12 protein-coding genes are annotated in these 8,333 nt (G+C 58.4%); 3 read left to right on the top strand and 9 right to left on the bottom strand.

Annotation, left to right across the window (positions count from 1 at the left end; all coding sequences use genetic code 11):
- Positions 1-107: 107 nt before the first annotated feature.
- Entirely contained in the window at positions 108-479 is a 372-nt protein-coding gene (locus B9A97_RS28825) for a hypothetical protein (protein WP_084369275.1), read from the bottom strand.
- A gap of 191 nt (positions 480-670) precedes the next feature.
- Between B9A97_RS28825 and B9A97_RS28830 the strand changes: the two genes are divergently transcribed.
- Positions 671-874, top strand: coding sequence for a hypothetical protein (locus B9A97_RS28830; protein ID WP_084369276.1), 204 nt, complete (start codon positions 671-673; stop codon positions 872-874).
- A 1-nt stretch (position 875) separates the two neighbouring features.
- Here B9A97_RS28830 and B9A97_RS28835 read toward each other — a convergent pair whose 3' ends face one another.
- Complete coding sequence (locus B9A97_RS28835; protein WP_143530771.1) at positions 876-1,277, bottom strand: hypothetical protein; 402 nt, start codon at positions 1,275-1,277, stop codon at positions 876-878.
- Between the two features lie 340 nt (positions 1,278-1,617).
- Between B9A97_RS28835 and B9A97_RS28840 the strand changes: the two genes are divergently transcribed.
- Together B9A97_RS28840 and B9A97_RS28845 are read left to right on the top strand one after the other, a co-directional pair.
- On the top strand, positions 1,618-2,790 hold the full coding sequence (locus B9A97_RS28840) for a hypothetical protein (protein WP_084369278.1): 1,173 nt from the start codon (positions 1,618-1,620) through the stop codon (positions 2,788-2,790).
- A gap of 203 nt (positions 2,791-2,993) precedes the next feature.
- Entirely contained in the window at positions 2,994-3,833 is an 840-nt protein-coding gene (locus B9A97_RS28845; protein WP_084369279.1) for a DNA adenine methylase, read from the top strand.
- 57 nt (positions 3,834-3,890) lie between these two features.
- On the opposite strand, the gene B9A97_RS28850 is transcribed toward B9A97_RS28845, so the two are convergent.
- The 7 genes from B9A97_RS28850 to B9A97_RS28880 form a co-directional block, all read right to left on the bottom strand.
- A complete protein-coding gene (locus B9A97_RS28850) occupies positions 3,891-4,886 on the bottom strand; it encodes a tyrosine-type recombinase/integrase (RefSeq protein ID WP_084369280.1) in 996 nt (331 codons plus the stop codon).
- A gap of 168 nt (positions 4,887-5,054) precedes the next feature.
- Positions 5,055-5,345, bottom strand: a complete 291-nt coding sequence (locus B9A97_RS28855; protein ID WP_084369281.1) for a hypothetical protein — start codon at positions 5,343-5,345, stop codon at positions 5,055-5,057.
- The gene (locus tag B9A97_RS28860; RefSeq protein WP_084369282.1) at positions 5,342-6,016 is read right to left on the bottom strand and encodes a ParA family protein; all 675 of its coding nucleotides are present in this window, start codon (positions 6,014-6,016) and stop codon (positions 5,342-5,344) included. The genes B9A97_RS28855 and B9A97_RS28860 overlap by 4 nt, the downstream gene beginning before the upstream one ends.
- Before the next feature lie 307 nt (positions 6,017-6,323).
- Positions 6,324-7,049, bottom strand: coding sequence for a helix-turn-helix domain-containing protein (locus B9A97_RS28865; RefSeq protein ID WP_084369283.1), 726 nt, complete (start codon positions 7,047-7,049; stop codon positions 6,324-6,326).
- A gap of 179 nt (positions 7,050-7,228) precedes the next feature.
- Positions 7,229-7,363, bottom strand: coding sequence for a ribbon-helix-helix domain-containing protein (locus B9A97_RS28870; RefSeq protein ID WP_244564404.1), 135 nt, complete (start codon positions 7,361-7,363; stop codon positions 7,229-7,231).
- A 294-nt stretch (positions 7,364-7,657) separates the two neighbouring features.
- Complete coding sequence (locus B9A97_RS28875; protein WP_084369285.1) at positions 7,658-7,969, bottom strand: hypothetical protein; 312 nt, start codon at positions 7,967-7,969, stop codon at positions 7,658-7,660.
- Positions 7,962-8,150, bottom strand: a complete 189-nt coding sequence (locus B9A97_RS28880) for a hypothetical protein (RefSeq protein WP_084369286.1) — start codon at positions 8,148-8,150, stop codon at positions 7,962-7,964. The genes B9A97_RS28875 and B9A97_RS28880 overlap by 8 nt, the downstream gene beginning before the upstream one ends.
- Positions 8,151-8,333 lie beyond the last annotated feature (183 nt).

Consider the following 8,333-nt stretch of genomic DNA (forward strand, 5'->3'; position numbering starts at 1 on the left):
CATCCTAACGCCTACCTCAAAAGGGAGCCAGCGGCGCAATCTACGATCAGCACGCGTACTTGGCCAGAGAGTATATCCCCAACGCCCTCACATCATCAGTGCGTCGTTTATAGCCCGGCGCGCCGGTGGATCACGAGTTGCGCGACGGTGGTCACCACTGCGTTGGGCAATTCGGAATGACCCAGCAGCATGTGTAAAAAGGCGCGGTGATCGGTGTAGCCGAGCGAGGTCATGACCTGGTCGAAGCCGCGCTTGCTGATGACCTGCATCAGGGCCTCGGTGCCAGCGGCCGATAGGCGGGGCTCGTGCCCGCCGTCGTGCTCGAAGATGTCGCCGCTGGTTTCGGCCTGCGTTGGCGCCAGGCGGGCGAGCTGCTGCCTCATCGTATCCCGCACGAATTTGGACAGGCCTTTCGGCCCCACGATCGCGGCGGCTCGATCGACATCCGCTCGATCAAGGTGAAGGCTGATCCGGTGCATGTGGAGTGGTGGTCTTCCCATGCGTGCATGCTGCAGGGATTCGGCTTGCGCGTAGGTTGCGTCGAATACGACTCAAAGCGCTCGGGTCATATCAGTGCGCAGTTTATAACCCTGCGCGTTAACCAAAATCCCGACGTTGTATGCCGGCCGCATCGTCGGGCGATCATCCATGGCCGCTTGGAAATGACGACATGACGAAACATGTACGCGTTGAGAATGCCGACACCTCCGACTACAAGGTCGTTGTCGAGGTGTGGGACAAGGGGCAGGAAGGTGCAGAAGACAAGCTCGCCTTCGTCGAAAACCTCGACTACCCCACGGCTATGACCAGCTCGAGCGTCTACCTGACCTCGACCCGCTACCTGGTCATCAAGGAAAAGTCGGTCGCTGCTTAGGCTACGTGCCGGCGCGCCGATGGATCACGAGCTGCGCAACGGCGGTAACCACCTCGTTGGGCAGCTCGGAATGACCGAGCAGCATGTGCAGGAAAGCCCGGTGATCGGTGTAGCCGAGCGAGGCCATGACCTGGTCAAAGCCCTTCTTGGCGATGACCGACATGAGGGCGTCGGTGCCAGCGGCCGACAGGCGGGGTTCGTGCCCGCCGTCATGCTCGAAAATGTCGCCACTGGTTTCGGCCGGCGTCGGTGCCAGGCGGGCGAGCTTCTCGCGCATAGCGTCGCGGACGAACTTGGATATGCCTTTCTCGCCGACGATCTCGGCCGTCCGTGCGAGATCGCCGGGATCGAGGTTGAGGCTTGTCCTCTGCATATAGAGCGGCGGTCTTCCCATGGCACGCATGGTGGACCGATTCATCTTGCGCGGAGGTTGCGGCGTAGGCGTTGCAAAGTTCCCGAGTCACGTCTGTGGGGGGCTGCGTCAGGCGGACTGGTTTGACTGGCTATTCTGGCGCATATAAACTTGTGGTTAGGCAGCGGACGAGGTCACGGAGTTCCGGCTGTCTTGGAGTGGTTGGCTAACCTCGTGCTGGTCGCTCCGCCAATCCTTTCTCAATATGCAACGAACTCACTTTTTTGACAGACAAAGTCGCACAAGGTCAACTTTTCCTTGCAAACCGGCATAATCAAGTCTTTCTTGGAAAGAATGAGAATTTCTTTGGCCGAGTTAAGTGGTTGATTTAATGACTGTTCGAAGAATTGCCGCTGTTTGGGCGGCTGCAGTTTTCGGGGCCGGTGTCCTCTATTCTCGTACCTCTGGCCATCTCCATAACGCGCAATTCTGGGCAGAGGATGGGGCAGTCTTTTTCAAGGATGCCTTTATCACCGACGGAACGACGATCGCGCTGCCGTTTGCTGGCTACTTGCACTTCATGCCGCGTTTCACAGCTGAGGCGGCATCACTGTTTCCTTCCGCATCGGCGCCAGCCATTTACGTTTGGGCGGCCTTTGCGGTATCCGTCTGGGCAGTCCTCGTCGTGGCCGCGAGCAGGTTGCCGGGTGCCCCGTTCCTCGCCGCTGTGATGCTCATGGTGCCGCATACTGGGGAGGTGCTGGCTACCATCACCAACGTGCAGTGGATCTGTGCGGCCGCCTTGACTGCCGTTGCTTGTTCGCCAAGTCCTTCCGGCCGTCTCAATCGAGCCAATCAAGTGGTCTTTACCTTCGCTGCGTCCCTCTCCGGACCTTTCTCCGTTTTCATCGGGCCTGTAGCGGTAGCGCGCGCTTGGCGTTTTCGCGATCCGTTCTCGATCCTGATTGCGAGCATCATTTGCGGCGCTGCCGCCTTGCAATTTTATATGGTGTTGCATCACTACGCTGCATTCGAAGGTGAAAAGCACGCGCTGCATCTAGCCCTGACGCTGATAGATCGGGTATTCGGGACGCTCACCCATGGTTGGCGATCGGAAACGCCTGGTGAACTGATGCTTGTCGCTGCGGTGATCGCTATCCTGTTCCTGTTGCTATCGATCAAGGAAATACGCTGGTACTGGTGGTGCTTTGCCTTCGTATTCGCCGCGAGCCTCGCATCCACATGGACGAAGTTTGCGCCCGGCATGTCTATGCACTTTGATTGGCCAAGCATGGATGATCGCTATTTCTTCGTGCCGCGCCTGCTGGTTGTCTGGTCCTTCGCCATGGCGCTCGTGGTCGCGTCCATGTTCTGGAGGGCCATATCTGCTCTGTGTCTCGGAGTTTGCCTCCTTGCAGGGCTATACACCCACGATCACGACTGGTGGAACAAAAGGCCGCTGGAGCCGATGTCCTGGCGTGCGGAGGCTATGCGGCTCGATCAGGGTCAGTCGGTATCCATACCGATAAATCCGCCGCCTTACACCGTGACAATCCAGCGATAGCGCTCGGGTCATTTTACGCTGTCCTACTCATTGCCGGGGAGCTCTTCCCGGCATGGCTACCTACTGCGGGTGGCCGCAGCCTTACGGCTGCAACGGCGGGTCTTGAGTGGCATCGCGTCCCGCCTGGCAATCATTGGGGATCATCGCCACACCCGAGGCCTGCGCAGGCGTGGGTTGTGTGGCAGAAATCGTGATCAGACACAATGGAAGACTTTTTTCAGTTCACGGCCGTTCGGCCCGTGTCCCCGCCCGCCGCTTATCTTGGCGGCAAGAAACAGCTCGCCCAGCGCATTGCATCGCTGCTCGAGCAAATCCCGCATGCCCTCTATGCCGAACCATTCGTCGGCATGGGCGGCGTGTTTTTCCGGCGCTCGCTCATCCCCCGGACCGAGGTGATCAACGATCGCTCCGGCGATGTGGCAACCTTGTTCCGGATCCTGCAGCGCCACTATCCGCAGCTGATGGAGGTGATGAAGTTTCAGCTGACCTCCCGGCGCGAATTCGAGCGGCTGGCGGCAACCGATCCCACTACCTTGACCGACCTGGAGCGGGCGGCGCGGTTCCTCTATCTCCAGCGCCTGGCATTCGGCGGCAAGATCGTCGGCCGATCCTTTGGCGTCGATGCGACAGGCCCCGCCCGGTTCAACATCAACCGGCTGGGCGCTGTCCTCGAGGAAGTGCATGAGCGTCTCGCCGGCGTGGTCATCGAGAACCTCGACTGGGCAGATTTCATCGGTCGGTACGATCGGCCGAACACGCTGTTCTATATGGACCCGCCGTATTACGGGAACGAGGGCGACTATGGAAAGGAAGCCTTCTCGCGAGAGCAGTTCGCCGTGATGGCGGAACGGCTCGCCGGGATCCAAGGCCGGTTCATCATCTCGCTGAACGACTGCGCTGGAGTCCGCGAGGCCTTCGGGCGCTATCCGATGGCGAAGGTCGGGTTGAGCTACACAGTGCGTGGGGGTTCCGGCAAAGATGTGGGCGAGGTGCTGATTTTCGACCGAGAGGAAAACTTGCCGGCCAATTTGCCGCTGGATTAAATGAAAGCCGCCTTCGCGAGAGGGCGGCTTTTTTGTTTTTGGCCCGACGCCTCGAAGCTACAGCGCAGTGAAATCGTGCAGGTTGAACCGGTCGGCTACGATGCGGCCGGAGTTCTCCCGCGGGCGGACATAGATCTCCAGAAAGACGCTTGTGCTTTCCCAGCCGCCGCCCTTCATGGCCGTGGTGATGTCGAGGCCCATCTCGATTGCCCAGTTGGCGTATGTGTGGCGGCCGCAGGTATGGGGTGGCTTGGCGGGAATATCGGCGCGTGCGCAGACGGCATTGATCCGTTCATTCACGCTGTGCCTCGATGTGAACCGAAAGACCCTGTCGTGCCTGTCGATCTCCCTCGCGAGCCAGCGTCGGGTTTTAGGCTTGACATCCGGAGCGCTCAGGGCGCCACGAAGCTCAGCCAGGACATCCGGCAAGTTGGCTTGTAGTTCTCGCATCCGCGAAGCGGTATCGTCCGTGAGGTAGCGCTGCGAATTGGTCGATGTTTTCGTCTTAAGCAAAAGCGCTGTGCGACTGGTGAGGTCAACCTGGTCCCAGCGAAGGTTCACAGCTTCGGAGATACGGGCTCCTGTTGTCGCCATGAACATGACGATCGCGGCGACATGGGGCAGATCATCCTTCTGGCATTGGCGCATAAAGCTATGAAGCCATATTGCTGATGCCGGCTTTTTGCGCTTGGGCTTCTCGGTTTTAAAAGTGCGGATCGAGATGCGGTTACACCATCCGTGTTCGTAGCCATGCAGGATGACGGCACGCGCCGGCGTCAGCGCTTGGCGGTTCTTGGTCACTCCTTTGTGGTTTGGGTACAGCGCTTCCGCCATCGCCCTGAGATGAGCCGGATAGATAGACTTGAGCGGTGTCTCTCCAAAATAGGCTATGATCGGGAAGAGGTATCGAGCCTCCCCTCCTCCTTTCAGATAGTGGCGTGCGGCTTCGGCGAATGTGGGTTCTCCGGGAACAGCGAAGTTCTCTTGAGATGGGGGAAGAATGAGTTGGGAATTGAAGCGTTCTGGTGAAGCGCCTACAAGTGCGTTAGCCATCGTGACCTCTCATAAAGGTTGGGCTGGTTAGGGCGCGTCGTCGGGTTGCACCCCGGCGACGCGCTCGCATTTGTAGACGCAAAATTCGGATACTTAAACCAAAGGTTTTATCTAGGGTTAATGACGCACTAGCGTCAATGTGCGTTAACGCACATGCGTCAATAGAATTTAGACGCCGGCCTTGTCCATCAGCAGCTTTAGAGCCTCGGGATAGCTGAGGCGGTTCTCCATCGCCCATGTAACGAAGCGATTGTAGGTCGAGATCGGCGGGCGGATGTTCAGGTTGGCAGACGGCTCTGCTTCCTTGCGCCGCACAATCTTCTGCACGGGCTCACGCGTCACGAAGCCGTGCCGTTCGGCCACCTCATCGATCCTGTGATCTGGGACTGTGGCTTCCGTCTCGGTGTCAGGCTTGATTGCGGAGAGGCGATCTCCAAAGCCGAGGTTCTTTCCAGTCATGCTGCGACATCCTTCTTCACGACCAGGTCGATAAGCTCTTCGGTCAGGCGCAATGCATTTTCGCGCGCCTGCGGAAGTCCATTCACCTGGGCTGGGTCCATTTCATCCAGATCGAGCTGGTGAAAAAACATGCTTTTGAAGGCGGCGCGCTCATTCAGGTGGCTCTTGAAATGCGAAATGTCTCCCGCCTGCAGCTGGGACAGGATCGCTCTTTCAAGCTTTGTGGGGATGGTCTGCGATGTCCGCGTGAACAGGATGCGATAGGGGATATCCTTGTCGAAGGACTGGCCCTCGTCCTTGATCAGGTGGATGGCCTTGGCCGCAAGCTCGGCATCTGTGGGGCTTGCCTGAATTGGGATGATGGCGAGATGTGCCCGGAACAGCGCGCGCGACATGAGCCGGCTTGCCGTGCCTTCAAGGTCAACAAACACGAATTGCTGCTGGCGGCGATGAATGTCGAGCTTTTCCGAGAAGCTGGTTTCGTCGATCGCGCTATCGACGACGACGGGATTTTTCGACCCCCCTGCCCTCCATCCTGCGATCGGCTGGTTTCGATCGCAGTCTAGGATGGTGACAGAGGCGCCCTGGCGGGCAAGCGTGGTGGCGAGGACCAGCGTGGTGGTGGATTTGCCGGCCCCGCCCTTTGGGTTGGCGACTGCGATAACTGGCATGCGGGAACCCCTTCTGTTGGAGAACGATGAAGCGTCATCATGGATGATAATGCTTTATGCCGCGTTAAAATGCTACATGGTTAACGTTAATGCGTCAGCGTTAATGCGCGTCAACATTGACGCAAATGCGTTATTTTGGCAAGCGGCACCGGATTTCCGTAGGCTCTCTTTCAAGAGCCCATGTGAGGCCAGCAACGTCCGATAGTCATCATTCATTTTCGCAGTGGCTGGCGACCCCGGACCGCACTTACGCGGGACGGAACGGCCGCAGGGCCGCGTTAGCGGTCCGACAGGCGGCCTCCGCTTCTTATTCCTTCTTAGTATTAGAATCAGATCTGGTTTCAGTCCGGTCGGCGGATTCACGTAACAACAACATCTTTGATCGCATTCGAGCGAGAGACCTCAAGACTGGATTGTCGCTATCCGCGAACAAACCGAGTTGGTCCGACGTCACCATGGACTGTTTCTCGAACTCGGCCAGTTCGACCTTGCGTTCGTCCTCAGCCTGCAGAAGATCGTCGGATGGGGCAGGGCGTGCGCCATAGCGACCAAGAAAGGCCAGTGCGCGGGCCGGAAGCGACAGGCGATAGGCGTTGGTCACCTGCCTGACCTGAGGGCCGCGCTCGCCCTCGGCCTCGGTCGGGACATAGCGTCTGATCCAATCCAGAAAGCCATGCGTGCGCAGTGCCTTCAATGCCCGGACCACCGCGTCGCGTGATCGGCACAACTTGCTCATGATGGTATCGATTGACGGCTCCAGTCGGCCGGTCTTGAAATCAACCAGGTTGGTCAGAAGCTCCAGCACCTCGATGCCGACCATTCCGAGCGGACCGTTGCGGCAACCCTTCTGCTTGTTGGCGATCTCATAGCGCCTGGCTGCCAGAACGATACGCCTTGCGTCCTGACGTGTCGTGCGCCGCCAGAAGGTGCCTTCGCACCGGCCGGCAAGCCGCGAATTGCGATGTACAGGATTGCGCGCGCGTCTACCCTTCGCCGGCGCAAACGCCAGCGCGGCCCCAATTTGCTTGAACATGGTCCGTCCGTCTCCTTGTCAGGGGAGGGCATGGACTCCAGACAAAAAATCTGCGTTCCCGCGAGTCGCAGACTCTTGCAGGTCGGTCAGGACTGAACTATGTTGAAGCTGCTTGATGGCTTCACATAGCGATCTGGAATTCCCAAAACCCCTGCGGCGCCAACCGCGGGGGTTTTATTTTATGCCCTTGTGTTTTCGATATAGAACCTCACCGCTTCTTCGATCAGCGGGGCACGCGATGAAACGCCCCGCTCTTCCTTGATCCGGTCGATCATCTGAACGAGATCGACCGGCATATATGTCGTCACGGGCATGCGCCCTGCGGCGGCCTGGCGCGCTCTGTGCGCGGCAACGTCTCTGCTATTGCGGTCAGCATGCTGTGTCATCCTTACAGGTAAGGGCTGAGTCGTCTGATTCTGCAAGTCGCTGTCCGCCTTATCCCTTGAATACGTCTCAAGCATCGGCCATCGAGCCCCTCTGCTGCTTTGCCTGATAATGCAAGATTATCACTCCTGATAACCCTGTTGGGGCCGCGTGCGGTTTGGCGCCCGAACCCGCCTCCAACTGTCATCAACATACCTATCAACGATCGTCGCCATCATGCCCGCCTAGGCGGGCGGGAGGGCGGACGGTGGATCCGCGTCATCCAATCGACGCATCAAATCAGCCATGCGAGCGCGAAACGCGTTGACGTGTTCGTGCTTTACCCAAACCCGATCGATGCCCTCGTAGAAGAGTGAGAAACTTACCACCGATGGAAACGCCTCAGGGAACGACGCTTCGCGAGCGAACTCATAGGAGGCGTATTCCTCCTGACGGATCCGGAGCCAGGCTTTGTAGGCCTGTTTGAAGCCAGACTGGGTGCGAACGACAAAATGGCCGCTCCCAATATTGATATAGTTGGACTCGCTCTCACTCATGTTCCGAGATCCTTTTCGGCCTCTTGAAGACAGCTCGCCCCATCTGAAAATCAAACGATACCAGCTCCCATTCCTGCTCACCCTCCGCATCCAGGAGCGATGTCAGCTCGTCATCGGAATGGCGATCGAATGTGCGGACGACATATTCCCAGGGCGCGTACTTTGTTTCCTCAACCGGCATCCTGGTCTCCTATGGTCAATCCGCCGAAAAACAACCAACTAACGTCGCCAACGACAGTACCGAAAAACTGGGCGGCGCGCATCATGCACCCTCCGCCCGCGTCGGGGGTGTTTGGCTATGGGTCATACTCGTCCCTCCGTGATCAGCTTTTCCATCATATCGATCCGCTGACCGATCCAGGCC

This window comes from Rhizobium sp. RU36D (assembly GCF_900176345.1).
Lineage (GTDB): Bacteria > Pseudomonadota > Alphaproteobacteria > Rhizobiales > Rhizobiaceae > Allorhizobium.